The organism is Streptomyces sp. NPDC107521, from assembly GCF_055598485.1.
The window spans coordinates 1-22,571 of sequence record NZ_JBVKAT010000009.1 but is presented as its reverse complement, the minus strand read 5'-3'; the positions used below and the strand labels follow the sequence as shown (position 1 = coordinate 22,571).

Annotated in this window: 17 protein-coding genes; 3 read left to right on the top strand and 14 right to left on the bottom strand. The window is 75.3% G+C overall.

The window, feature by feature from the left end; translation table 11 throughout:
* Window positions 1-33: 33 nt before the first annotated feature.
* The 9 genes from ACZ7LB_RS15625 to ACZ7LB_RS15585 all read right to left on the bottom strand — a co-directional run bounded on the left by ACZ7LB_RS15625 (window position 34) and on the right by ACZ7LB_RS15585 (window position 13,456).
* Entirely contained in the window at window positions 34-1,410 is a 1,377-nt protein-coding gene (locus tag ACZ7LB_RS15625) for an NAD(P)/FAD-dependent oxidoreductase (protein WP_471468523.1), read from the bottom strand.
* A 246-nt stretch (window positions 1,411-1,656) separates the two neighbouring features.
* Window positions 1,657-3,396, bottom strand: a complete 1,740-nt coding sequence (locus ACZ7LB_RS15620; RefSeq protein ID WP_471468521.1) for a PP2C family protein-serine/threonine phosphatase — start codon at window positions 3,394-3,396, stop codon at window positions 1,657-1,659.
* On the bottom strand, window positions 3,393-4,454 hold the full coding sequence (locus ACZ7LB_RS15615) for a SpoIIE family protein phosphatase (protein WP_471468519.1): 1,062 nt from the start codon (window positions 4,452-4,454) through the stop codon (window positions 3,393-3,395). The genes ACZ7LB_RS15620 and ACZ7LB_RS15615 overlap by 4 nt, the downstream gene beginning before the upstream one ends.
* Window positions 4,454-4,894, bottom strand: coding sequence for an anti-sigma regulatory factor (locus tag ACZ7LB_RS15610; RefSeq protein ID WP_471468517.1), 441 nt, complete (start codon window positions 4,892-4,894; stop codon window positions 4,454-4,456). Before ACZ7LB_RS15610 ends, ACZ7LB_RS15615 begins: the two co-directional genes overlap by 1 nt.
* On the bottom strand, window positions 4,894-5,325 hold the full coding sequence (locus tag ACZ7LB_RS15605) for an STAS domain-containing protein (protein ID WP_471468515.1): 432 nt from the start codon (window positions 5,323-5,325) through the stop codon (window positions 4,894-4,896). Before ACZ7LB_RS15605 ends, ACZ7LB_RS15610 begins: the two co-directional genes overlap by 1 nt.
* On the bottom strand, window positions 5,322-6,218 hold the full coding sequence (locus ACZ7LB_RS15600) for an STAS domain-containing protein (RefSeq protein WP_471468513.1): 897 nt from the start codon (window positions 6,216-6,218) through the stop codon (window positions 5,322-5,324). The genes ACZ7LB_RS15605 and ACZ7LB_RS15600 overlap by 4 nt, the downstream gene beginning before the upstream one ends.
* A gap of 192 nt (window positions 6,219-6,410) precedes the next feature.
* Window positions 6,411-6,803 carry an STAS domain-containing protein gene (locus tag ACZ7LB_RS15595; protein ID WP_471468511.1) on the bottom strand — a complete coding sequence of 131 codons (393 nt, stop codon included), beginning with the start codon at window positions 6,801-6,803 and terminating at the stop codon, window positions 6,411-6,413.
* A gap of 105 nt (window positions 6,804-6,908) precedes the next feature.
* Window positions 6,909-9,461 carry a SpoIIE family protein phosphatase gene (locus ACZ7LB_RS15590; RefSeq protein ID WP_471468509.1) on the bottom strand — a complete coding sequence of 851 codons (2,553 nt, stop codon included), beginning with the start codon at window positions 9,459-9,461 and terminating at the stop codon, window positions 6,909-6,911.
* The gene (locus ACZ7LB_RS15585; RefSeq protein WP_471468507.1) at window positions 9,458-13,456 is read right to left on the bottom strand and encodes a HAMP domain-containing protein; all 3,999 of its coding nucleotides are present in this window, start codon (window positions 13,454-13,456) and stop codon (window positions 9,458-9,460) included. Before ACZ7LB_RS15585 ends, ACZ7LB_RS15590 begins: the two co-directional genes overlap by 4 nt.
* 402 nt (window positions 13,457-13,858) lie before the next feature.
* On the opposite strand from ACZ7LB_RS15585, the gene ACZ7LB_RS15580 reads away from it, so the two are divergent.
* Together ACZ7LB_RS15580 and ACZ7LB_RS15575 are read left to right on the top strand one after the other, a co-directional pair.
* On the top strand, window positions 13,859-14,230 hold the full coding sequence (locus ACZ7LB_RS15580; RefSeq protein ID WP_471468506.1) for a PRC-barrel domain containing protein: 372 nt from the start codon (window positions 13,859-13,861) through the stop codon (window positions 14,228-14,230).
* 46 nt (window positions 14,231-14,276) lie between these two features.
* A complete protein-coding gene (locus ACZ7LB_RS15575) occupies window positions 14,277-14,756 on the top strand; it encodes an ATP-binding protein (RefSeq protein ID WP_471468504.1) in 480 nt (159 codons plus the stop codon).
* Window positions 14,757-15,210: 454 nt separating this feature from the next.
* On the opposite strand, the gene ACZ7LB_RS15570 is transcribed toward ACZ7LB_RS15575, so the two are convergent.
* Complete coding sequence (locus tag ACZ7LB_RS15570) at window positions 15,211-15,645, bottom strand: ATP-binding protein (RefSeq protein ID WP_161224909.1); 435 nt, start codon at window positions 15,643-15,645, stop codon at window positions 15,211-15,213.
* Between the two features lie 415 nt (window positions 15,646-16,060).
* Window positions 16,061-17,962 carry an AMP-dependent synthetase/ligase gene (locus ACZ7LB_RS15565; protein ID WP_471468502.1) on the bottom strand — a complete coding sequence of 634 codons (1,902 nt, stop codon included), beginning with the start codon at window positions 17,960-17,962 and terminating at the stop codon, window positions 16,061-16,063.
* Window positions 17,963-18,110: 148 nt separating this feature from the next.
* Here ACZ7LB_RS15565 and ACZ7LB_RS15560 point away from each other — a divergent pair, with 148 nt between their 5' ends.
* Entirely contained in the window at window positions 18,111-18,344 is a 234-nt protein-coding gene (locus tag ACZ7LB_RS15560) for a DUF6480 family protein (protein WP_471468500.1), read from the top strand.
* A 340-nt stretch (window positions 18,345-18,684) separates the two neighbouring features.
* Here the strand turns inward: ACZ7LB_RS15560 and glgB are convergent, their stop codons facing one another.
* From glgB to ACZ7LB_RS15545, 3 genes are all read right to left on the bottom strand, one after another.
* Window positions 18,685-20,895 carry a 1,4-alpha-glucan branching enzyme gene (gene glgB / locus ACZ7LB_RS15555; protein ID WP_471468498.1) on the bottom strand — a complete coding sequence of 737 codons (2,211 nt, stop codon included), beginning with the start codon at window positions 20,893-20,895 and terminating at the stop codon, window positions 18,685-18,687.
* 3 nt (window positions 20,896-20,898) lie between these two features.
* Window positions 20,899-22,269, bottom strand: coding sequence for a maltokinase N-terminal cap-like domain-containing protein (locus tag ACZ7LB_RS15550; RefSeq protein WP_471468496.1), 1,371 nt, complete (start codon window positions 22,267-22,269; stop codon window positions 20,899-20,901).
* A 28-nt stretch (window positions 22,270-22,297) separates the two neighbouring features.
* A partial coding sequence (locus tag ACZ7LB_RS15545) for an alpha-glucosidase C-terminal domain-containing protein (RefSeq protein WP_471468494.1) occupies window positions 22,298-22,571 on the bottom strand: 274 nt, incomplete at its 5' end.

The window sequence follows — 22,571 nt, the reverse complement described above, 5'->3', positions numbered from 1 at the left end:
ATGTCATGCCGGGTGCCGGGCCCGGCCGGGGGGTCAGAGCCGGGCCCGGCCGGACCCCTCGACCCGCTCGCGGACCTGCTCCGGCGTCAGATAGGCGTCGGTGTACTCGAAGTCCTTCAGCTTGGCCGGCTTGCGGGCCTGGAAACCGGTGCGGACGAAGTCGTCCCCGGCGAAGGCGTTGAGCGCCCAGTCCGCCGCCACCCGGGCCTTGGCCACCTGGGTGCGCAGCGCGGACCAGTGGTAGCCGCGCGCCACCGCCTGGGCGGGCAGCCCGTGCAGCTCCACGCCGAGCGGCTTGGAGACCGCGTCGGCGCCGCCGAGGTCGACCACGAGCCCCAGGTCCCTGTGCAGGTACGGCCGTGTCGGCAGGCCGCGCAGGGTGGCGATGAGGTTCTCCGCGACCCTGCGCCCCTGCCGCCCCGCGTGCTGGGCGGTCGGCGGGCACACGGCGCCCTCGGTGCCCTTGGCGAGGTCCGGCACCGCGGCCGAGTCGCCGAGCGCGAAGACCCCGTCGTGGCCCGGCAGCCGCAGGTCGGCGCCGACCGCGAGGCGCCCCCGGACCGTCTCCGCGCCGAGCGTGGCGATGAGCGGGCTGGCGACCACGCCCGCCGTCCAGATCAGCGTACGGGTGGGCACCACCCGGCCGTCGGTGAAGGTGACCTCCTCCGCCCCGGCCTTGGCGATGGACACCCCGAGCGAGACCTCGATGCCCCGGCGGCGCAGCACCTCCTGCGCGGCCCGCCCCAGCTTGTCGCCGAGCTCGGGCATCAGCTTCGGCGCGATGTCGATGAGGTGCCACTTGATCAGGCCCGGGTCGATCCGCGGATAGCGGCGGACCGCGGCGTGCGTGAGCCGCTGGAGGCAGGCCGCGGTCTCGGTGCCCGCGTAGCCGCCGCCGACCACCACGAACTGGAGCCGCGAGGCGCGCTCGGCCGGGTCCTGGCTGGCGTCCGCCAGATCGAGCTGCGAGATGACGTGGTCGCGGATGTACGCGGCCTCGGCGAGGGTCTTCATGCCGAACGCGTGGTCGGTGAGGCCCGGGATGTCGAAGGTGCGGGTGATGCTGCCGGGGGCGAGGACGATGTGGTCGTAGGGCTCGTCGACGATCCGGTCGGTGATGGTGCGGATCACGCAGACCTTGGCCCTGAGATCCACGCCGATGGCGCCGCCCGGGATGATCCGGGTCCGGTACCGGCTGCTGCGGCGCAGCGAGAGGGCGATCGACTGGGGGGTGAGCACCCCGGAGGCGACCTGGGGGAGCAGCGGCAGGTAGAGCTGGTAGGAGAACGGCGTCACCAGGGTGACGTCGGCCTCCTCGGGGGAGAGCCTGCGCTCCAGACGCCGGACGCACTCCACGCCGGCGAAACCTGCGCCGACCACCAGAATCCTGGGTCGTGTCACGGTGTTCATCCCTTCCTGCGGCTCCGGGCGGTCCCCCGGGCACGCCATGCGCCTGCCCGGGGAGCGCCGCTTCGCACCTTCGATCCCATCCCGCGCGCCGCGGTTCGGCGAGCCGGGCGCGCCGGACCAGCGACACACCCTGGGCACCACCATGCCCCGCTCCCGCCCGGACCGCACCGGAAGACGGCGGACCGCCGGGCGGGACGGCGGGGGAGCGGGGGACCGCGGCGGGGCCGGGGGAGCGGTGACGGCCGCTCAGTCCCGGCCGCGCAGGTGGCACAGCAGCAGGCACACGTCGTCGTCGCGTTCGGAGTCACTGAGCAGGGGTTCCAGGATGCCGTCCGCCGAACCCTCCAGGTCCGAGGCGAGCCGCTCCGCGTCGAAGGAGCCCAGTACCCCGGCGAGCCGCTCGATGCCCGGGTCGATGCCCCGGGCCCGCCGCTCCACCAGACCGTCCGTGTACAGCGCCAGCGTCGTGCCCGGCGCCAGCCGCACCGTGTGGTCCGTGATCTCCTGGCTCAGCGGGATGCCCAGCATCGCGCCCGGCTTGGCGTCCAGCAGCCGCACCTCGCCGTCCGGCATGCGCAGCACCGGCGGCGGGTGGCCGGCCGCCGCCCACGTCAGGGTCCGCCCGTCGGGATGGAAGCGGGCCATGACGGCGGTCGCGAACAGATCGGGCTGCAGGTGGTGCAGGAAGGTGTGCAGCCGCGTCAGCAGCCGCCCCGGGCTGCCCCCGTCGACGGCGTAGGCGCGCAGCGCGGTCCGCAACTGGCTCATCATCACCGCCGCCCGCAGCCCGTGCCCGGTCACGTCGCCGACCACGACCACCACCCCGCCGTCCGGCTGCCGGAACGCGTCGTACCAGTCGCCGCCGATGTTCAGCCCGTGGGTCGCCGGGAGGTAGCGGGCGGCCAGGCCGAGACCGGGCGGTTCCGGCAGCTCCGTCAGCAGGGCGCGCTGGAGGGTCTCCGCGATGTCGCGGTTGTGCTGGTAGCGCTGGGCGTGGTCGATGGCGATGCCGGTCCGGCGGGTCAGCTCGATCAGCATCACCGCGTCGTCCGGGTCCCAGCGCTCCCCGGGCGGCGACAGCGTCAGCACACCCATCGCGGCCCGCCGGGTGAGCAGCGGAACGCACAGCAGCGGCCGGTCCGGGGCCAGCGCCGAGGGCGGCTGGTCGTCCACGCCCGGCAGCCCGCCCGGCAGCCGGGCCGCGTACTGGGGCCGCCCGGTGCGGGCCGCGAGGACCGCGGCGGCGGCGTGCGCGGGCGATCCGTCCCGCTCGTCCTCCACGTCGAACAGCCAGACGTCGACCCGGCTCGCGTACTCCGGGACCAGCAGCTCCGGCAGCCGCCGCACGATCTCGTGGTGGTCCAGCGAGGCCGTCAGGACCGCGCTCGCGTCCGCCAGGAACGTCAGCCGGCGGCGCGCGTTCTCCGCCTCGGTGCGGGCCGCCCGCTCGGCCGCGAACGCCTCCCGCTGCGCCCGCCCGGCGGCGTCCAGCTCGGCGTGGAGCGCCACCACGCCCTGGTTGGTCTGGTGCAGCTCCTCCCGGTGGAAGCCGACCAGGCCCTCCTGCTCGGCGAGCCGCTCCAGCACCAGCGCCGTGTCCTCGTCGGCGCCCAGCAGCGCCTGGGCCAGCGCGGCCGGACCGTCCCCCGCCGCGCCGCCCCCCGGCACCGCCGCCGCGGGGTCGGGGCAGGCCACCGACATCCGCCACGGCGGCTCCCCGGCGGCAGTGGCCTCCGGCGTCGGCGTCAGCACGGCGTGCAGCACGCCCTGCCCGGCCCCGGGGCCGCCCGGCGGCGCCGTGCCGGTGTCCAGGGCCAGGCGCCAGACGCCGCCCTTGGCCAGGCACTGCCGCAGCCGCGCGCCGAGCGCCGCCACCAGCCGGGTCCGCTCCAGCGTCGGCACCCCGCACGCCGCCGCGAGCCGGGTGGCGCCGATGCGGGCCCGCGCCGCGTCGGTGACGTCGGTGATCTGCCACGTACGGGTCATCGGCGGTCCGGCGGGGTCGGGGCCAGGACGGCCACGGCGGTGTCGTCGCGCACCGGGCGGGCGCGGCTGCTGGCGTCCCGGACGGTCACCGCGGCCGTCACCGCCGGGTCCGCCTCCGGGGCGCAGGCGCCGGGCGACGGCGTCCAGCGGCTCGGCAGGCCGTCGCTGTGCAGGATCAGCATCCGGTCCCCGGCCCACGCGTGCTCCTCGTCGCGCACGGTCGTGGGCCGGTGCGCGCCCACGATGCCCGGCTGCGACAGCAGGGGGCGCCAGACGCCGCCCGCGCACAGCCGCGCCCCGATGTTGCCGATCCCGGCGAACCACAGCCGGCCCGCCCCCGGATCGACCTGGACCAGCGCCACGGCCGCGCCCCGGGTGCCGGACAGCGCCGCGTCCAGCCGCTTCAGCGCCTCCGAGGGCCGCAGGGACGCCGCACCGCGCAGCGCCTCCACCGCCGCCGACGAGGCACGGGCCGCCTCCGGGCCGTGGCCGAGGCCGTCGGCGAGCATCAGCGTGGCCCGGTCCGCGTCGCGCACCCACGCCCAGGCGTCACCGGAGTACTCCGCCCCGCCGAGCGGCACGTTCACCCCGCCCGCCCGCACCCCGGCGACCGGGTCCGACGGCCCGGTACGGCCCCGGGGCGCGCCGATCCGGGCCAGCGCCACGGTGCCGGCGCCCGGGGCGCTGCGCAGATCGAAGTCGTCGGCCAGGCGGGCGCAGGTGCCGAGCCCCGCCCCGAGCGATCCGGCGGTGCTGAAGCCGTCGCCCAGGGCGGCGGCCACGTCGGGGATGCCCGGCCCGTGGTCGACGGCGGCGATCTGCACCATCGGCGACCCGTCCCGCCCGTCCACGAGCACCGGCGGGGCCACCACGTCGATGAGGACCTGGCCGCCCCCGGCGTGCTTGAGCAGGTTGGTCGCCAGCTCCGTCGCGACCAGGGCCGCGGCGGCGGTGCGGGCCTCGTCCAGCCGGGCCCTGGCCGCCGCGTGCTCGGCGGCCACCCGGGCGTCGCGCACCCGGGTCGAGTCGTGCACCGGCACCTCCCACACCCGGGGCATCAGACCTCCTCCCGGGGACGGGGCGGCCGGCCCACCCACGAGGTGACCCGCACCGTGGTGCCGGCGCCCCGCTCGCTCTCGATCGCGAAGTCGTGCACCAGGCGCCGGGCGCCGCCCAGCCCCATGCCCAGCCCCTCGCCCGAGGTGAAGCCGTCGCTGAGCGCCTGCTCCACGTCGGCGATGCCCGGCCCCTCGTCGCTGAAGGTGAGCCGCAGCCCCCGCACCGGGCCGTCCGCGACGACCTCCGTCTCCATCGATCCTCCGCCGCCGTACACCAGCGTGTTGCGGGCCAGCTCGCTGGCCGCGGTGATCAGCTTCGTCTGGTCCACCAGACCGAAGCCGAGCTGTGCGGCGGACTGCCGCACGTGCTGGCGCACCCACACCAGATCCATGTCCGATCGGATCGGCAGGCGGGCCTGTGCGCCCGCGGCGGTGTGCATCAGAGACGCCCCCCGCGCAGACCGCCGAAGCGGGAGGAGGGTGCCTGCGCGCGCAGCAGGTCGAGCGCGGCCTCGGTGCTCAGCGCCGTGTGCACCCCCGGCAGGTCCAGACCCAGCTCCACGAGGGTGATGGCGACCGCCGGGCGCATGCCGACCAGCACCGTCCGCGCGGCCAGCAGCCCGGTCTGCGCGGCGATCTCGGCCAGCACCCGGCCGAGGAAGGAGTCGACGATCTCCACGGCGGAGATGTTGATGACCACCCCCGTGGCGCCGCTGCGGACGATGGTCCCGGCCAGGTCGTCCTGGAGCCGCCGCGCCGTGCTGTCGTGCAGATCGCCCTGGAGGGTGACGAGCAGCACCTCGCCGAGCCGCAGCACCGGCACGTGCCCCGTCACCGGCTCCGCGAAGGGCCCCGGAAGCGCTTCGTTCACCGGGCGACCGGACCCGTCGGGTCGGGGGTCACGATGCCGCCGCCGAGCTGGTGCAGGACGTAGCCCAGGGCGTCGGCCAGGCTCGCCCGGGTCACCACGTTGCCCAGGTCGAGACCCAGGTGGACCATGGTCTGCGCGATGGCCGGGCGGATGCCGGAGACGATGCACTCGGCGCCCATCAGCCGCGCCGCGGCGACCGTCTTCATCAGGTGCTGGGCCACCAGCGAGTCGACGGTCGGGACACCGGTGATGTCCAGGATCGCGTACCGCGCCTGCTGCTCGACGATGGCCTCCAGCAGGGTCTCCATCACCACCTGGCTGCGCGCGCTGTCCAGCGTCCCGATCAGCGGAACGGCCACGATGCCGTCCCAGAGCTTGATCACCGGGGTGGCCACCTCCAGGAGCTGGAGCCGCTGCCGGTCGATGAGCGCCTGGCCCTCGCTGAGCGCCGTCTGCACCACCACGACCCGCAGGGTGCCCATCAGCACGCTCAGCGTGCTCAGGCAGTCCCGGACGTGCTCCGGCGGGGCGTCCGCGAGATCGGCGAGCAGCAGGTTCTCCAGCGGCGGGCGCAGCGCCGCCAGCTCGGTGGACACCTGGCTCGTGCTCAGACCGGCCCGGGAGCGGGCCACGCCCATCCGGGCGAGCTGCTCGCGCACGGTCGTGAACCCGGCGGCGTCCGGGTCCTCCACCCGGGCCGCGTCCGCGACCTGCGCCAGCGCGTCCACCACGGACTTGCCCGCCTCGACCGCCTCGTCCCGCGAGAGCGTGAACACGGCCCGGAACAGCGGCTCGTCCGCCCAGCGCTGGCCGATCTGCTCACGCCGGCGCCGCAGGAACCCCTTCAGCTCGTCCGTCGGCGATCCGGCCGTTCCCCGTACCTGCTCCGGCACCTGTTCCACTCCTCGTACGCGTGGCGCCGCACCGGCCCGGGGGCTCGGAGACGACGGCGTGAATCTGCCGGGCGCCCACCGCGTGTGGTGCTGCGCCCGGGACGGCACCTGCTCCCCCGCGGGGCCCGGCCGGGCCGTCCGGCGGCCGGTGCCCCGTCCCCCGCGCCGGGGGACGACGGTCCGGGGCGGGGGTCAGACCCCCGCCTCCGGCGGCACCGCGGGACCCGCGTCGACCCGGGCCAGCGCCTCCCGCTCGGTCCCGGAGACCGGCACGGTGATGCTGACGCCGGTCAGGTCGAGTATCCGGCGCACCGCGGGCGGCGGCGCGATGATCTGCACACTGCCCGGCAGATCGCGCGCCTCCTGGTAGACCCGCAGGATGATGTTCATCCCGGAGGAGTCCATGAACGGTACCTGGGAGAGGTCCAGCAGGAAGTGGCGCCGCCCGTGATGGAGCTGGTTGGCCAGATGGTGCTGGAACTCGGTGGCGGTGTCGACGTCCAGGTAGCCCACCACCTTCAGCAGCGCGACGTCCTCCCGGGGCAGCGTCACATCGACGGACAGCGGGTTCTGGGCAAGGGACACGTGTACCTCCAGCGTTCGACGGCCGGGGCACTCTCCCGCCCCGGTGGGCACCGCGCGCGGTGCCCATCGCGCTCCGCGTCTACCCCCCGATCCCCGGCTCATACGTCACCCGACCCGGATCCCCACCAGGCACGTGTCGTCGTCCGTGTCCGACCTGCTGTAGGTGAGCAGCCGGTCCAGGTGCTGGTCCAGCGTGTTCGGCCGCTGCCGCGCGGTGCTCAGCAGATGGGTCAGCGACTCCTCCACCGACCGGTCCCGGCGCTCGATCAGACCGTCGGTGTACATCAGCAGCGTGTCCCCGGCGGCGAGCTGCGCCTCGTCCTCCTCGTAGGCCGCCTCGGGCACCGCGCCCAGCAGCATGCCCCGCACCAGCGGCAGCGGCTCCGCCGCCGCGTCCCGGACCAGCACCGGCGGCAGATGTCCCGCCCTGGCCCAGCGCAGCGTCCGGTGGTCCGGGTCGTACAGCCCGCACACCGCCGTCGCGGTCACCCCGCCCGTCAGGTGGTGCGCCACGATGTTGAGCCAGGACAGCAGCTGGCCGGGTCCTGCCCCGGTCACCGCCAGTCCGCGCAGCGCGTTGCGCAGCACCACCATGCTGGTCGCCGCCTCTATGCCGTGCCCGGCCACGTCGCCCACGCACAGCAGCACCCGCCCGCTCGGCAGCATCACCGCGTCGTACCAGTCGCCGCCCACCAGCTGCTCGGTCTCCGCGGGCCGGTAGCGCACCGCCACCTGGAGCCCGGGGACGGTCAGCGGCGTCTGGGCCGGCGGCATGATGGCGTGCTGCAACTGGAGCGTCAGCCTGCTGCGCTCGATGGCCTGCTGCTCGGACTGGGCCAGCTGGTCACGGGTGGCGGCCAGCGCCACCTCCGTCCAGTGCTGCGCCGAGATGTCCTGGTAGGCGCCGCGCACCACCAGCAGCCGGTCGTCGGTGTCCAGCACCGGCTCCGCCACCACCCGCACGTGCCGGGTCACCCCCTCCGGCCGCTGGAGCCGGAACGCCGCCGACGCGGGCCTGCGGTGGTGCAGCAGGGTGCGCAGGAAGCGGCCGATGGCGACCGCGTCGTCCGGGTGCGCGTGCGCCGCGAGCCGCTCCAGGGGCACCGGCACGCTCGACCGGGGCCGCCCGTACAGGTCGAAGAGCTGGCCGTTCCAGGTGATCTCGGCGGTCAGCAGGTTCTCCTCGAAGCCGCCGATCCGCCCGAGGCGCTGGGCGTGCTGGAGCAGGCTGGCCAGCCGCGCGGTCTCGTCCTCGATCCGCCAGATGAGCAGGACCGCGTTGCCGTGCCGGCTGATGCTGATGTCCGCGAGGGCCGACAGCGGCACCTGGTCCACCAGCGCCGTCAGGTTCATCCGCCGTGCCCGGAACGGCTCGCCCGTCGCGTACACCCGCTCCACGCTGCGGAACAGCTCGCTCTCCCCGGCGGCCATCGGGAAGGCCTCCAGCAGCAGCGCCCCGCCGACCACGGCCCGCGGCCGTCCGGCCGGGTCCAGGAAGCGCTTGTTCACGTGCTGGATGCGGAAGTCCGCGAGCTGCCCGGAGACGTCCAGATACGGCACCAGGACCAGGGCCGGGTCGTGCAGCCCGTCGGCCAGGTCCATCAGCTCGGCCGCGTCCGGCATCACCCGGGGCTCGGAGCCGGTGCCCGGGGGCGGGGAGTACGACTCCAGGGTGTGCGCGCACAGCTCGGCCAGCGCCTCCAGCTGGCGCACCACCTGCGGCGGGCGGGGCGGCAGCGGGCCCGGCCAGACGATCTCCAGCACCCCGTGGATGCGGCCCCCCGTCCCGGCGGGCAGCGCGACCCGCCCGCCGTCCGGGTACTGGTGGCGGCCCACGCTGGGCGGGCCGGTCCGGGCGAGCGACCCGATCCACTGGCCGGAGCGCTCGGTCAGCCCGGTGCGGGCGACCGTGGTCACGTCCGGGGGCACGTACCGCCAGCGGGCGGCCTCCGCCGGGGAGAACCCGGCGCTGCCCGCCAGGGTGAGCGAGCCGTCGGAGCCGGCCGCCCAGATGGCGACGGCGGCCGCGCCGAGGGGGCGCAGCGCCTGCTCCAGCAGGGCGTCGGCGACGGCCTGGGTGTCGTCGGCGGCCAGCGCGCCGCTCTCGGCCGCCCGCAGCCGCACGGCCGCCGACCCCGCCGGGGTCTCCGCGGTGACGGCGGCCCGGTCCCGGTGGGCGTCGGCGGAGGTGGCCGCGAGGAACGCCTCCGTCACCTCCGACATCCGGTCCCGGGCGGCCTGGTTGATGACCTCGACCGCGAACGCCAGCGGGGTCACCTGGGACTGCTCGGCCAGCTCGGCAAGCTGCCGGGCGGCCTGCGCCGGTCCGCACCGCAGCCGCTCCACCAGGATGCCCTTGGCCAGCTCGATCAGGGCCCGCCCCTCGGCCTCCGCCTGGGCGGCCCGCACCTCGCGGCTGAGCCGGTCCACCGTGGCCGCCAGCCGGCCCACCGGTGACAGCGGCGTGACGCCCCCCGGCCGGGCCGGGGGGACGGCGGGCGCGCCGCCGGGGGCGGGGCGGCCGGTCGCCGGGACCGCCACCGGGGCGTCCTGCTCCGGGCCGGGCGCCTCCGTTCCGCGGGGGTCTCCGCCGGGTGTCTCCGTGCCGGGCGTCCTCCCGCCGGGCCGGGGCCCTCGGGGGTGTCCGGGGGCGCTCATGCGGGCAGCCAGCGGTGCACACAGGCGACGAGGTCCTGGGTGTCCACGGGTTTGGTGACGTAGTCGCTGGCCCCCGAGGCGAGGCTCTTCTCCCGGTCGCCCGGCATCGCCTTCGCGGTGACGGCGATGATCGGCAGCTCGGCGTAGCGCGGCATCCGGCGGATCTCGGCCGTCGCCGTGTAGCCGTCCATCTCCGGCATCATCACGTCCATCAGCACCAGCGCCACCTCCGGATGGCCGAGCAGCGTCTCGATGCCCCGGCGGCCGTTCTCCGCGTGCAGCACCCGGAAGCCGTGCAGCTCCAGGATGCCGCTGAGCGCGAACAGGTTGCGCGCGTCGTCGTCGACCACCAGGACGGTCCGCCCGTCGGGCGCGTCCGCCGACCGCGCCACGTGCGGCGCCGGGTCCTCGTGCCGGACCAGGGTGAGCACGTCGCCCGGCTCCTCGGCGGCCAGGTGCAGCGCGATGCGCTCGCGCAGCTCGTCCAGGCTGGACAGGAACTCCAGCGTCCCGCCGCCGGTACCGGAGCGCAGCCGCTCCTCCAGCTCCGCGTCCGCCCGGTGCCCGCTGTGCACCAGCACCGGCACGCTCGCCAGCCCCGAGTCACCCCGCAGTGCCCCCAGGAACCGGGACGCCTCGCCGTCCCGCATGCCCAGCTCCAGCACCACGCAGTGGCACGGCTCGGCCGCCAGCGCCCCGGCGGCCTCCTGCGCCCCGATGGCGGTGATCACGTCGAGCGGGGGCCGGGCCCCGGTGTCGTCCCGGCCGTGCGAGAGGTCCGCCACCACGCTCTCGGCCACCAGCGTCAGCAGTCCGCGCGGCCGCTCCTCCACCACCAGCAGGCGCCGGGGACGCCGCCGCTGTCCGGAGGTCAGCTCGGGCAGCGGCACCGCCCCTCCCGGGCCGCCGTCGGACGCCTCGGCGGACGGCTGCTCCGCGCCCGGGGCGTGCCGCAGCACGTCCTCGAAGTCGGGCCGCGCCACCGGGAGGAACAGCGTGAACGTGCTGCCCCGGTCCGGCACGCTCTCCACCGTCACGGCGCCGCCCAGCAGTTGCGCGATCTCCCGGGTGATGGACAGGCCGAGCCCGGTGCCCCCGTACTTGCGGCTGGTGGTGCCGTCCGCCTGCTGGAAGGCCCCGAAGATCGACTCCAGGTTCTGCTCCGGGATGCCGATGCCGGTGTCCCGCACCCGGAAGGCGACCACCGCGCCACCGCGCACCACCCCGGCCGGGACCTCGTCGTCCGGGGCCGGTTCGACGGCCAGCTCCACACTGCCCTGCTCGGTGAACTTCACCGCGTTGGACAGCAGGTTGCGCAGCACCTGGCGCAGCCGGGAGTCGTCGGTGAGCAGGTCCGCGGGCGCCCCCGCGGCCGTGGCCACCGAGAACCGCAGCCCCTTCTGCGTCGTCATGGGCCGGAAGGTCGCCTCGACGTACTCGATGAGCTGGCGCAGCGTCACCCGTTCCGGGGAGACGTCCATCTTGCCCGCCTCGACCTTCGACAGGTCGAGGATGTCGTTGATCAACTGGAGCAGGTCCGAGCCCGCCGAGTGGATGATCCCCGCGTACTCGACCTGCTTCGGCGTCAGGTTCCGCGACGGGTTCTGGGCGAGCAGCTGGGCCAGGATCAGCAGGCTGTTCAGCGGGGTGCGCAGCTCGTGGCTCATGTTGGCCAGGAACTCCGACTTGTACTTGGAGGCCAGCGACAACTGCTGCGCCCGGGCCTCCAGTTCCTGCCGGGCCTGCTCGATCTGGAGGTTCTTCGCCTCGATGTCCCGGTTCTGCGCGGCCAGCAGCGACGCCTTGTCCTCCAGTTCGGCGTTGGAACGCTGGAGTTCGTCCTGCTGCACCTGCAACTCCGTCGACCGCGCCTGGAGTTCGGCGGTCAGCCGCTGGGACTCGGCCAGCAGCTCGTCGGTGCGGGCGTTGGCCACGATGGTGTTCACGTTGACGCCGATGGTCTCCATGAGCTGTTCCAGGAAGTCCCGGTGGATCGGGGTGAACCGGGCCACCGAGGCCAGCTCGATCACCCCGAGGACCTGGCCCTCGACCACGATGGGCACCAGCACCAGCGCCGTCGGCACCACGTGCCCGAGCCCCGAGGAGATCGTCACGTAGTCCGGCGGCAGCCCGTCCACCACGATGGTGCGCCGGCTGCGCGCGGTCTGGCCGACCAGGGTGCGGCCGAAGGCGATCCGGGTGGGCCGGTCGGTCTCCTCCGGGTAGCCGTACGAGCCGACCAGCCGCAGTTCGGGGCCGCCGGGGGCGTCCTCCGCGAGGTAGAAGGCGCCGTACTGCGCGGAGACCAGGGGAACCAGCTCGTCCATGATCAGCTCGGCCACCACCGGCAGGTCCCGGTGGCCCTGCATCAGCCCGGAGATCCTGGCCAGGTTGGTCTTGAGCCAGTCCTGCTCCTGGTTGGCCCGGGTGGTCTCGCGCAGCGACTCCACCATCGCGTTGATGTTGTCCTTCAGCTCCGCGACCTCGCCGGACGCCTCCACGTTGATGGAGCGCGTCAGATCGCCCTCGGCGACGGCCGAGGTCACCTCGGCGATGGCCCGGACCTGGCGGGTGAGGTTCCCGGCCAGCTCGTTGACGTTCTCGGTGAGCCGCTTCCAGGTGCCGGAGACGCCCTCCACCTCGGCCTGGCCGCCGAGCCGCCCCTCGGTGCCGACCTCGCGGGCCACCCGGGTGACCTCGTCGGCGAAGGCGGAGAGCTGGTCGACCATCGTGTTGATCGTCGTCTTCAGCTCCAGGATCTCGCCGCGCGCGTCCACGTCGATCTTCTTCGACAGGTCGCCGCGCGCCACCGCCGTCGTCACCAGCGCGATGTTGCGGACCTGGCCGGTGAGGTTGTTGGCCATCGAGTTGACGTTGTCGGTGAGGTCCTTCCAGGTGCCGGCCACGTTGGGCACGTGCGCCTGGCCGCCGAGCCGCCCCTCGGTGCCGACCTCGCGGGCCACCCGGGTGACCTCGTCCGCGAACGCGGACAGCGTGTCGACCATGGTGTTGATCACGTCCGCCAGCGCCGCGACCTCGCCCTTGGCCTCGACCGTGATCCGCTGCGAGAGGTCGCCGCGCGCCACGGCGGTGGCCACCTGGGCGATGGAGCGCACCTGGCCCGTCAGGTTGGACGCCATCACGTTGACGTTGTCGGTCAGGTCCTTCCAGGTGCCGGAGACCCCCCGCACCTGCGCCTGGCCCCCCAGGTTGCCGGCCGTGCCGACCTCGCGGGCGACGCGGGTGACCTCGTCGGCGAAGGCGGAGAGCTGGTCGACCATGGTGTTGATGGTGTTCTTGAGCTCCAGGATCTCGCCGCGCGCGTCGACGGTGATCTTCTGCGACAGGTCGCCCTCGGCGACCGCCGTGGCCACCTGGGCGACGTTGCGCACCTGGTTGGTCAGATTGCCCGCCATGAAGTTGACCGAGTCGGTGAGGTCCCGCCAGGTCCCCCGGACGTCCTGCACGTCGGCCTGGCCGCCGAGCCGCCCGTCGGTGCCGACCTCGCGGGCGACGCGGGTGACCTCGTCGGCGAAGGCGGAGAGCTGGTCGACCATGGTGTTGATGGTGTTCTTGAGCTCCAGGATCTCGCCGCGCGCGTCCACGTCGATCTTCTGCGACAGATCGCCCTTGGCGACCGCCGTCGCCACCTGCGCGATGTCCCGCACCTGGGTGGTGAGATTGCCCGCCATGGCGTTGACCGAGTCCGTCAGGTCGGCCCAGGTGCCCGAGACCCCCGGTACCCGCGCCTGGCCGCCGAGCGTGCCCTCCGTGCCGACCTCCCGGGCGACCCGGGTGACCTCGGAGGTGAACACCGACAACTGGTCCACCATGCCGTTGAAGACGGTGGCGATGTCGCCCATCAGCCCGTCCGCGTCGGCGGGCAGCCGGGTGCCGAAGTCCCCGTCCCGTACGGCCGTCAGCCCCGCGAGGAGCCGCCGCAACTCCTGATCGGCCGGAGCCGCGTCGACACTTCCGGTGCTGTCGCTGGTCATGCGCACCCTCGTTCCGCTCCCCAGGAGCCCGCCGCGCCCCGGGCGGCTGCCCCCGGGCGCGGCCGGGCGAAACCGGCCTGTTTGCTTCGGCCTCTCCGCAGTTCGGCGGAGCCGCCCGATCAGAAAAATACGCCAGAGGCTAACCCGGCCGCGGGCCCCTGACCAAAGCGGTGATCTCCCGTCCGGACAGCCTCCTTCCCACCCCCTCCCGGGCGCATGTTTCAGCGGAGAAGGGGTACTCGGCCGGTTTTTCCACGCCCGCCCGGAGGCCACCCCCGAATGCGGCGGCCCGCTCCGGGTATTCGCCGTGGTGGAGCCCGGCCCGCCCGCAGCGGGGGCCGGAGCGGCCCCGGCGGCCGTCCGGACCGCCGGTCGTCATCCACGCGGGAGGGAAGGGGCAGCGTGCCGAAGGAGAGCGTCTGGTCGTATCCGGCGGACATCGGCCGTCCGGAACGGACGGACCTGACGGGGTACGACGTCGTCGCGAGCGACGGGACCATCGGCCATGTGGACCGGCAGGCCGAGCACTTCGGCATGCCGCACCTCGTCGTCGACACCGGCGTCTGGGTCTTCGGCCGCAGCGTGCTCATACCGGCGGGCGTCGTCGACGGCGTCGACCCCGCCGCCCGCACCGTCACGGTCGCCTGCACCCGGGCCCAGGTCAAGACCGCGCCCCGGTTCCGCACCGACAGCGAGACGATGGACCGGGGATATCTGACGGCCGTGGGCGACTACTATCACCGCCTGCCCCCGCGGGAGAGCACCGCGGACTGAGCCGGTGCCGAACGACAGCACGGCGGAGACCAGGGGAACCACCGACATGGAACCAACCGACGGGACCACCACGGCCGCGCCCGGCACCGCACCCGGTGCCGGGCCGCGCGGGGCTCCGGCGGCGGGCGCCGTCAGGAGCGCCGCCGCCGCGCGGGCGTACGCGGAGTCGGTGGTGCGCGCGGAGTGGGACGGTCACCGGGGCGGGGCATGCGCCGAGGACGTCATCGATCTGCTGCTCGTCGTGTCCGAACTGGTCACCAACGCCATCCGGCACGGCGGGGGACTGGCCGGGTTCGAGGCGCGGCCCACCGCGGACGGCGTACGGGTCGCCGTCCACGACCACAGCGTGGCGGAGCCCCGCGCGGCCCGGGCGTTCCCCACCGAGCACCGGGGCAGCGGCTACGGCTGGCCCCTGGTGGTCCGGCTGGCACGGGACGTCGCGATCGTGCCGCGCCCGGCCGGCGGCAAGACGATCTCCGTCCTGGTACCGGTCCGGTCCGCCGGACCGGGCGCGGGGAAGCCGTAGCCCGCGGCGCGCGGGGTGCGCGCGGCGCGGTGCCCGGGCCCGGCGCGGGACGCGGTGGAGGCCCGGACCGCGGGGACGGAACGGGGCGCGAGGCGGCCCGGACGGCGGGGAGCGGCGCGTCCGGGGCCGGACGGCGGGCGGAGCGGGCCGGCGGCACGGAGGACGGCGGCGGTTCGCGGGTTCAGGGCCGGATCGTCCGTCAGCCGGAGCGCGGACACGGTCGTACGTGTTCACCGCGCACCGGAACCCCGCGCACCGGAACCCGCGTGGCCGACCCCACGTGGCGGAGCGGCGCGTACCGGGGTGTCGCGGGCGGGGGAGCGCGCACCGGAACGACGGGGCGCGTCACGCACCGGCGGTACCCCGCGCCCGTCCAGGGGCGCTGTGGCCACCGGAGGAACCCCGGGCCACCGGAGGAACCCCCGTCACCCCGAGGCCCGTTCCGCCGGCCCCCTCACCAGGGCAGGAACACGTGGATGTCCTTGCCCCGCTGCCCGGGCACGACGCTGACCTGGTCGGAGAGGGTGTGGATCAGGTGCCAGCCGATCCCGCCGCCCCCGCTGCTCGGATGGAAGGGACGCGGCGCGGGTACGGTCGCGCTGGTGTCGTGCATCACCACGTGCACCCCGTCGAAGGTCCGCCGCAGCCGCAGTTCGAACGGTCCCGGCGCGTACTGCACGGCGTTCGCCGCCAACTCGGTGACGACGAGCAGGATGTCGTCCCAGTGCTCGGGCGCCGAGGGCGGTGACCGGCGGGCCAGGTCGCCGAGGAACTCCTCCGCGACGAGGCGGGCACCGGTCACGTTGTGCAGTTCTCCGGTGAAGCGTGCGGTGCGGTTCGTGATCTCCTCGGAAGCCAGTGTCCTGTCCCAACGCGACTCGGCTGCCATTTCGCCTTCCCGGCCCGGCCACCTGCCGGGCGTCGTCCTCTCTCCTGCGCCCCCTCCGTTGCTTAGTTCCCGAACCGGCGGAGCCTACGCGCCCCGTCCGGCACCCGGCGGACGGGGACGTAACCGGGTGACGCTCCGGTCACCGCGGGGACGGGGCCGCCGGGCGCGGCCGAGGCCGGCGCCGGGGGCACGGGGAGGGGAGCACGGGAGAAGCGCGGACGGGGGCGGGCGGTCGCGCAGGCCGGAGCCGGTGACCACCGCCGCCCTGGCGGACCACGGGCCGGGACGACGACCGGCCGGGACGGGGCGGCGCGCGCAGGACGTCGGGGCGGTCACCGGCGGGACAGCTGCCGGCGGGACAGGGACAGGGACCGGGGACGGGGCGGGTGTTCCGGCGGGGACGGGCGCGCCGGGGTCAGCGCCGGAACACGTTGTCCGAGTCGTCGGGGCCCAGCGGGTCCCCCGGCCCGGGGTCGGTGCGGCGGCGCCGGCGCGCCTCGTACATCGCGTCGATCTCGAAGGCGTAGGCGCGGGCGATCTCCTCCCGCCGCGGCTTCAGCGACGGCGTCAGCAGCCCTCCCGCCACGTCGAACGGCGCGGGCAGCACCCGGAAGACCCGGATCGCCTCCGGCCTCGGCACGGCGCTGTTGGCCGCCGCGACCGCCCGCCCGATCTCGTCGCGCAGCGCGTTCTCCTCCCGCGCCGCCCGCGCGGACGCGTCGCCGGGCAGTGCCAGACCCGCCCGCCACTGCGTCAGGAAGCCGGGGTCCAGGGTGATCAGCGCGCCGACGCACGGCCGCCCGTCGCCGACCACCACCGCCTGGTGCACCAGCGGATGCGCCCTCAGCCGCTCCTCCAGCGGCGCCGGGGACACGGCCTGCCCGCCGCTGGTGACGACGGTGTCCCGCTTGCGCCCGACGACCGTCAGACAGCCGTCCTCGTCGATCCGTCCCAGGTCCCCGGTGGCCAGCCAGCCGTCGTACAGCGTCCGGCCCGCCGCGTCCCCGTCGCCGGGGTGGCCGCGGAACACCGACGGGCCGCGCACCAGGATCTCCCCGTCGTCGGCCACCCGGACCTCGGAGCCGGGCAGGGCCCGGCCCACCGTCCCGGCCTTCTCCCGGCCCGGCTGCTGCGCCGTGACCGGACCGGCGGTCTCCGTCAGCCCGTAGCCGTCGTGCACGGGGACGCCGACGCCCTCGTAGAACAGGGCCAGTTCGCGGCCGAGCGGGGAGCCCGCGGAGGTGGCGCGGCGCACCCGGCCGCCCAGCGCCTCGCGCAGTCTGCGGTACACGGTGCGGTCGTACACGGCGTGCTGGAGCCGCAGGTCCAGTCCCGGCCCCGGCCCGCGGCCCAGCCGGCGGCGCTCCTGGGCGATGGCGAGGTCCCGCGCCGTGACCGCGGCCCGCTCGAACAGGGCGCCGCGGCCCGCCCGCCGGGCGTCGCGCAGGAAGGTCTTGTAGAGCTTCTCGAAGACGGACGGCGCACCGTGCAGATGGGTCGGGCGGAAGGAGCGCAGTGCCACGGCGAGCGCCTCCTCGTCCGGCTCCGGCTCGTGCCCCAGCACCAGCCCGCCGCGCACGGCCAGGGACTGCGCCAGCAGCCCGTCCACGTGGGAGAGGGGCAGGAAGGCCAGGACCGAGCCCTGCCCGCCGGGCGTCGCCGCGTCGCCCCAGGCGGCCAGCAGCGTGTCGCAGGGGCTCGCCAGGTTGCGGTGGCTCAGCGCGCAGCCCAGGGCCGGGCCGGAGGTGCCCGAGGTGTGCACGACGGCCGCGGTCGCCTCGGGCAGCACCACGCGGCGCAGCGAGTCCACCGTCGTCGCCGGGATGTACGTGCCGCGCGCCGTCAGGGTCTCCAGCGCGCCCGCGTCCAGCTGCCAGACGTGGCGCAGCCCCGGCAGCGAGGAGAGCACCGAGCCGACCGTCATCACGCTCTGCTCGTCCTCGACGACCACCGCGACGCAGCCGGTGTCCCGCAGGACGCGCTCGACGTGATCGCGCGGCGCGGTCGGATGGACGGGCACCACCTCGGCGCCCACCGCCCACAGCGCGTGGCAGAACACCGTCCACTCGTAGCGGGTCCGGGCGAGGATCGCGACCCGCCCGCCCAGGGCGACCCCCGCCGCGATCAGCCCCCTGGCCAGGCCGACCACCTCGTCGCGGAACTCCGCCGCCGTCACCGGCAGCCACGCCCCGCCGGACGGTCCGGGGCGGCGCGCGAGCACGGGCAGCGCGGGGGCGCGGGCCGCCGTCTCGAAGACGCTGTCGGCGAGCGAACCCGCCAGGGGCGGGGCCGCCGGAGCGAGAGCGGGGTCGTGCATGCGCTGCTCCTGGGGTACGGAAGGGACACCGCCGGGGGGTACGTCGGCTGCGTGGCCGAATCTAGCTCAGCCGGGCGCGGGCGGGGAGCCGGAGGGAGGAACGTGTTGCCGGTCCGGTGATCCGGCGGGATCGGGGGACTCGTGGGGCATGAGCCACACGAACCCCGATCCCGACCCCGCGAGCACCACCGGGCTGGAGCCCGGTGGTGGTGTACCGCCCGGGGAGACCCCGCCCGCGGAGAGCGGTCTGCCCGGCGCGGGCCCGAGCGACGCGCACAATCCGACGAAGGGATGGAGCAAGGGGCCGCTGACGCTGATCCTGGCCGTGGTGGTCGTCTTCGCCGCGGGCTGCGTGGGCTACGCCCTGGCCCTGATGCGCTGACGGCCCCGTCCGTCCCCGGTCGGCTCCGGCCCGTCCCCGGTCGGCCGGCGGCCACTCCCGGTCGGCTCCGGCCCGTCCTCTGTCGGCCGGCGACCACTCCAGGACGGCTCCCGCCGCCCCCGGCCGGGCTCCGACCGCTCCGAGCCGCCCGAGCCGGCCTCCGACGGCTCGGGCCCGCCGCTCCGGGGCGTCGCGCCCGGCCTCCCAGTGCCCGGCCCCTCCGCCGTGTCCCGGAACTCCGCGGCCGGTGGCCCGTCCCGGTCCGCCGCGCGGCCCGGGCCGTACCGCTCGCCCGGAGCCGCCCGTCCCGGGTCGCGCGACCCCGACCCGCCGCCGCGCCTCACCCGGCGACCGGCGCCAGCCACACCGTGGCCAGCGGGGGCAGCGTGATCCGCAGTACGCCGTCCTCCGCCTCGACCGGATCGGGGTGGGTCACCCCGCTGCCGCCGTACCGGGTGTCGTCCGTGTTGAGGACCTCCCGCCAGAGGGCGGGCCCGCCGGGGACGGCGAGCGCGTAGTCGTGCCGCACGACCGGCGAGAAGCCGGACACCGCCAGCAGCGGGGAGCCGTCCGCGGCGAACCGCAGGAACGCGAAGACGTTGTCCTCCGCCGCGTCGACCGCGACCCACCGGAAGCCGCCCGGATCGGTGTCGCGCTGCCAGAGCGCGGGCGTCCCCCGGTAGCGGACGTTGAGGTCCCGGACGAGGTCCTGGACCCCCCGGTGGTCGCCCGCCGAGTGGTACCCCTCGTCCAGCAGCCACCACTCCGGCCCGTGCTCCTGCGACCACTCGGCACCCTGGGCGAACTCCTGCCCCATGAAGAGCAGTTGCTTGCCCGGATGGGCCCACATGAAGCCGAGGTACGCCCGGGTGGTGGCCCGCCGCTGCCACCAGTCGCCCGGCATCTTCGACACCAGCGCCCGCTTGCCGTGCACCACCTCGTCGTGGGAGATCGGCAGCACGTAGTTCTCGCTGTACGCGTACACCATGGAGAACGTCATCCCGTGGTGGTGGTACCTGCGGTGCACCGGCTCGTGGGCGGCGTACTCCAGCGAGTCGTGCATCCAGCCCATGTTCCACTTCAGGCCGAAACCCAGCCCGCCGGTGTCGGTCGGCCGGGTCACCCCGCCCCAGGCGGTGGACTCCTCCGCGATGGTGACCACCCCGGGGCAGCGCCGGTAGACGGTGGCGTTCATCTCCTGGAGGAACGCCACCGCCGCCAGATCCTCCCGGCCGCCGTGCGCGTTCGGCTCCCACTGTCCGGAGTCGCGCGAGTAGTCCAGGTAGAGCATCGAGGCGACCGCGTCCACCCGCAGCCCGTCGACGTGGAACTCCTCGCACCAGTACACGGCGTTGGCGACGAGGAAGTTGCGCACCTCGGTCCGGGCGAGGTCGAAGGTATATGTGCCCCAGTCCGGGTGCTCCGCCCGCCGCGGGTCCCCGGGCTCGTACAGCGGGTCCCCGTCGAAGCGGGCCAGCGCCCAGTCGTCCTTGGGGAAGTGCGCCGGCACCCAGTCCATGATCACGCCGATGCCCGCCCGGTGCAGGGAGTCGACCAGGAACCGGAAGTCGTCCGGCGGGCCCAGCCGGGCCGTGGGCGCGTAGAACCCGGTGACCTGGTAGCCCCAGGACGGGCCGTAGGGGTGCTCGGCCACCGGCATCAGCTCGACATGGGTGAACCCCAGGTCGCGGACGTACGCGGGCAGCACCTCGGCCAGCTCCCGGTAGCCGAGCCCGGGGCGCCACGACGGCAGGTGCACCTCGTACACCGAGAACGGCGCCTCGTGCACCGGCACCTCGCCCCGGGCCCGCATCCAGGCGGCGTCGCCCCACGTGTAGTGGGAGGCGGTCACCACGGACGCGGTGTCCGGCGGCTCCTGCGCGGCCCGCGCCATGGGGTCGGCCTTGAGGAACCGCTGCCCGTACCGCGAGTGGATCTCGAACTTGTACCGGGTGCCCTCGCCGACGCCCGGCAGGAACAGCTCCCACACCCCGGACGAGCCCAGTGAGCGCATCGGGAACGCCGTGCCGTCCCAGTGCGCGAAGTCCCCGGCGACCCGCACCCCGCGCGCGTTCGGCGCCCAGACGGCGAACCGGGTCCCGGCCACCCCGTCGTGGACCATGGGCTCGGCGCCGAGCGCCCGCCACAGCCGTTCGTGCCGTCCCTCGCCGATCAGGTGCAGGTCCAGCTCGCCCAGGGTGGGCAGGAAGCGGTACGGGTCGTGGACCTCGTGCTCCCCCTCCTCGTACGCCACCGCCAGCGTGTAGCCGGGCACGCGGGGCAGCGGCAGGACACCGGAGAAGAGCCCGTCCCCCTCCGCGGCCAGGGCGTGCCGCTCACCGCCCACGACCACGCTCACCCCGCGCGCGAACGGGCGCAGCGTCCGGAGGACGACGCCGCCGGGGACCGGGTGGGCGCCGAGCAGGGCGTGCGGATCGTGGTGGGAGCCCGAAAGGAGCCGCTCCCGGTCGGCGGGGTCCAGCGGCGGCGCCGCCCCGGGGGCCGGGGCGGGGCCGGACGGTTCGGGCAGCGCGGTGTCGTGGAGGGCCACGGGTCAGTCTCCTCTCACGGCGAGTCGTTCGATCGCCGCCATGGGTACGGGAAGCCAGTCGGGGCGGTGCCGGGCCTCGTACAGCACCTCGTAGACCGCGCGGTCCGTCTCGTGGGCGCGCAGCAGTCCGTGCTTCTTGCGGGGGTCCCAGCCGGCGCGCGCCGCGTAGCCCGCGCAGTACGCCTCCCGGCAGCGGCGCGCCCACTCGGGACGCCACGGGCGGCTCTGCCGGGCCGCGTAGTCGAAGGAGCGCAGCATGCCGGCGATGTCCCGCACGGGGGAGTGGGCGTCGCGTCGCTCGGCCAGCGGGCGCGACGGCTCGCCCTCGAAGTCGATGACGAACCAGTCCCGTCCCGCCCGGAGCACCTGGCCCAGGTGCAGGTCCCCGTGGACGCGCTGGGCGGGCGGCCCGGGGTCGCAGGTGGTGAGCGCCGAGAACGCGGCGCGCAGCCCCGGGACATGGGGCCGCAGGGCCGGTACGCAGTGCGCGGCGGCGGTCAGCCGTTCGGTCATGGCCGCCGCCGTCGGTCCGTTCTCCCCGGCGGGTCCCGAGGGGAAGGCGGCCGCCAGCGCCAGGTGCACCTCGGCGGTGGCCACGCCCAACTGGTGCGCCCGGCCGGTGAAGTCGGCACCGGAGGCCAGCGCCTCCAGGGCGAGGGACCAGCCGTCGCGGGCGTCCGGCAGGAACGGCTGGAGCACCCCGAGCGTCGCCTCGAACGGTCGGGTGGTGCGCAGCCAGGCGACGGGTGCCGGGACCCGGTCGCAGCCCTGCCGGGCCAGCGCGTCCGGAACCTCCAGATCGGGGTTGACGCCGGGCTGGATGCGCCGGAACACCTTCAGGATGTACGCGTCGCCGTAGACCAGTGAGGAGTTGGACTGCTCGGCGTCCAGGACGCGCGGCGGCAGCCCGCCGGGGACGGGACGCGCCGGATCGCACTCGAAGCGCAGCGGGCCGGCCGTGCCGGGGCGGCGCAGCCGTTCCAGGAGCAGATGGGCGGTGCGCGGGTCGTGCAGGGCGTCGTAGACGGTCCGCCCGGCCAGCGGGCCGTCCTCGACCCGTCCGATCAGGGCCGGGCCGAGCCGGGGCGCGGGGCGTTCGCGCACGCCGAGCAGCAGTTGGTAGCAGTCCCCGGCCAGGGGGGTGCCGCCCGGTGCGGGCACGGTGCCGTGCCCGGTGTGCACCAGCAGGTGCAGACAGCCGGGGAACAGCTCCGTCATCGACAGCAGGCCGATCTCGGTCACGGGCCGGTCCTTGCCGGCGAACCAGCGCTGTCGCGGCAGCCATTCCCTCAGCAGCGCGCCGAGCGGGGCCGCGGGGACCGCCGGTTCCGCCGGGTGCGCGGGTCCGGGGCGCAGGGGTGCGGTCTTCGGCATGGTGACGCGTCCTCTCCTCGGCCCGCGCTCACGCGTGGCGGCCGATGCGGGATGCGACTCGGGTGAGCCGGAACCAGTAGAAGCCGTGACCCCCGAGGGTCAGCAGGTACGGCAGCTCACCGACGGCGGGGAAGCGGACACCGCCGAACAGCTCGACCGGGTGACGGCCCGCGAACTCGCGCAGGTCCAGTTCGGTGGGCTGGGCGGAGCGGGAGAAGTTGTGGACGCAGAGGACGAGGTCGTCGTCGTGCCGGCGGAGGAAGGCGAGGACGGCGGGGTTGGTGGAGGGGAGTTCGGTGTAG

Coding starts and splice junctions, on each gene's coding strand:
- ACZ7LB_RS15625 (WP_471468523.1), bottom strand. CDS start 1,410: ATGAACACCGTGACACGACCCAGGATTCTGGTGGTCGGCGCAGGTTTC.
- ACZ7LB_RS15620 (WP_471468521.1), bottom strand. CDS start 3,396: ATGACCCGTACGTGGCAGATCACCGACGTCACCGACGCGGCGCGGGCC.
- ACZ7LB_RS15615 (WP_471468519.1), bottom strand. CDS start 4,454: ATGCCCCGGGTGTGGGAGGTGCCGGTGCACGACTCGACCCGGGTGCGC.
- ACZ7LB_RS15610 (WP_471468517.1), bottom strand. CDS start 4,894: ATGCACACCGCCGCGGGCGCACAGGCCCGCCTGCCGATCCGATCGGAC.
- ACZ7LB_RS15590 (WP_471468509.1), bottom strand. CDS start 9,461: ATGAGCGCCCCCGGACACCCCCGAGGGCCCCGGCCCGGCGGGAGGACG.
- ACZ7LB_RS15585 (WP_471468507.1), bottom strand. CDS start 13,456: ATGACCAGCGACAGCACCGGAAGTGTCGACGCGGCTCCGGCCGATCAG.
- ACZ7LB_RS15575 (WP_471468504.1), top strand. CDS start 14,277: ATGGAACCAACCGACGGGACCACCACGGCCGCGCCCGGCACCGCACCC.
- ACZ7LB_RS15570 (WP_161224909.1), bottom strand. CDS start 15,645: ATGGCAGCCGAGTCGCGTTGGGACAGGACACTGGCTTCCGAGGAGATC.
- ACZ7LB_RS15565 (WP_471468502.1), bottom strand. CDS start 17,962: ATGCACGACCCCGCTCTCGCTCCGGCGGCCCCGCCCCTGGCGGGTTCG.
- ACZ7LB_RS15560 (WP_471468500.1), top strand. CDS start 18,111: ATGAGCCACACGAACCCCGATCCCGACCCCGCGAGCACCACCGGGCTG.
- ACZ7LB_RS15550 (WP_471468496.1), bottom strand. CDS start 22,269: ATGCCGAAGACCGCACCCCTGCGCCCCGGACCCGCGCACCCGGCGGAA.